The 1,478-nt window shown below is 53.0% G+C and carries 1 protein-coding gene and 1 pseudogene; both read right to left on the reverse strand.

The window, feature by feature from the left end:
• Positions 1-5: 5 nt before the first annotated feature.
• The gene (locus HT737_RS06655; protein ID WP_182401917.1) at positions 6-1,163 is read right to left on the reverse strand and encodes an FAD-binding oxidoreductase; all 1,158 of its coding nucleotides are present in this window, start codon (positions 1,161-1,163) and stop codon (positions 6-8) included.
• Positions 1,163-1,478, reverse strand: a pseudogene (locus HT737_RS06660) (glycosyl transferase); the annotation flags it as partial. The gene HT737_RS06655 and the pseudogene HT737_RS06660, both read right to left, overlap by 1 nt.

Consider the following 1,478-nt stretch of genomic DNA (forward strand, 5'->3'; position numbering starts at 1 on the left):
CGAATTCATGGTAGTTGCTCAGAAGAAGAGGAGGGAGTGCAGGACAGGTTTTCAGTATCGAGCTTTTCCAGCACGTCATAAATATTGTCGATCTTTCCGCCCAGGATGGAGTAACAACCTGGAAGCGTTTCGTGCTTCTCGAACAGGATGGGTCGACCATCGTCTCCCTCGTTTTTGGTGAGGATTGTTTTGACTTCGAAAAGCGAATCGACGTATTTGGAGTCCATGACTGAAGGCAGGTAGCGACCAATGTCGCGGATCATTCGATCTACGCGAGTGTCCCTTTTATAGTTGTCCAGCTTTTGATAAGGGTTGGAGCCGGGTTCGTCGGACCAGTGCATATGCGGGGTGTAGCGAACATGCGATACGGTATGCAAGCCGCGCGCTGGGAAGGGCATGACTGAGAAGAAGGGGCCATCCATCACGGTGATACCCAGATCGCGGAGTGCCGGTGGCATCTGCATCAGCGCCATTTCAGTGATTTCTTGCTTGAGCGCAGTTCGCGTGCCGGGGAAGTCGCCGCCAAACTGATTCAGGCCACTATAGGTGCAGTTGAACACGTATCGAGCACTGAGTTGTTCCGGTTCTTTGCCGTCGCCACCGAGTGTTACATTCAGCGACCGATTCGGGCTGTTGCTGATGGCCACCGCCTGGGTGTTCAGGCGAATATTGACCCCGCTTTCCAGCAGTTCACGCAACGCCCACTTGGCCAGTTGAGTTGAATCGAACGCATACTCTTCAACCAGATAAACCTCTTCGATCAGGCGAGGTTCAAACAATGCTCGAAGCGCTGGGCTGGCAAGTTCAATTTTTGCGCCGATTTCTCGATAAAAGCGTTCGAACTGATTCGCCGTGACTTTCGAGTTACGTCGGGCAATGGCGTACAGTTTGGTGAAATCCTGCTTCACCGCCTCGGGCCAGTCTTGAACGAATTTCGGCAGGTTGATACGACTGCGATACGCAGTGGTGAAGCTGCGCGGATAGTGATAGCCGTTGTGGACACGTGCCTGGTTGTTATAGGAGGCACGGCTCAACAATGACGATTCACGCTCCATAAGAGTGACTCGCTTCATGCCGCGTTGCTTCGCCAGGTAGACCGCGATCGCCGCGCCGTAAAACCCTCCCCCGATAATCACCGCGTCCTGCATGTTGGTCGTCGGCATCACACAACTCGGCCAGAAGTAGGCAGCGGTGTTTCAGGCGACGCTACTTCCTCGATGTTCAGTTTTTCTCGACGGGTGATCCGTGCACTCGTGAATTCCTGGGCAATATGGTAGAGCGGTCCTTCATTGGAAAGACTGGTCATGTGCAGGATGTACTCACCCAATACCAACAGCACCAGCGAAATCAGGAAGAACATCCCGGACTGTTGTAAGGAAAGACTGATCCAGCCCGGTGCAATATCCGTTTTCAGAAAGCCGCTGGCGACCACATAAAAACAGTAGATGAGATTCGCTACAGCCCCGAAGAGTGAAAGT

Origin of the sequence: Pseudomonas sp. MD195_PC81_125 (assembly GCF_014060985.1) — a bacterium.
Taxonomy (GTDB): domain Bacteria; phylum Pseudomonadota; class Gammaproteobacteria; order Pseudomonadales; family Pseudomonadaceae; genus Aquipseudomonas; species Aquipseudomonas parakoreensis.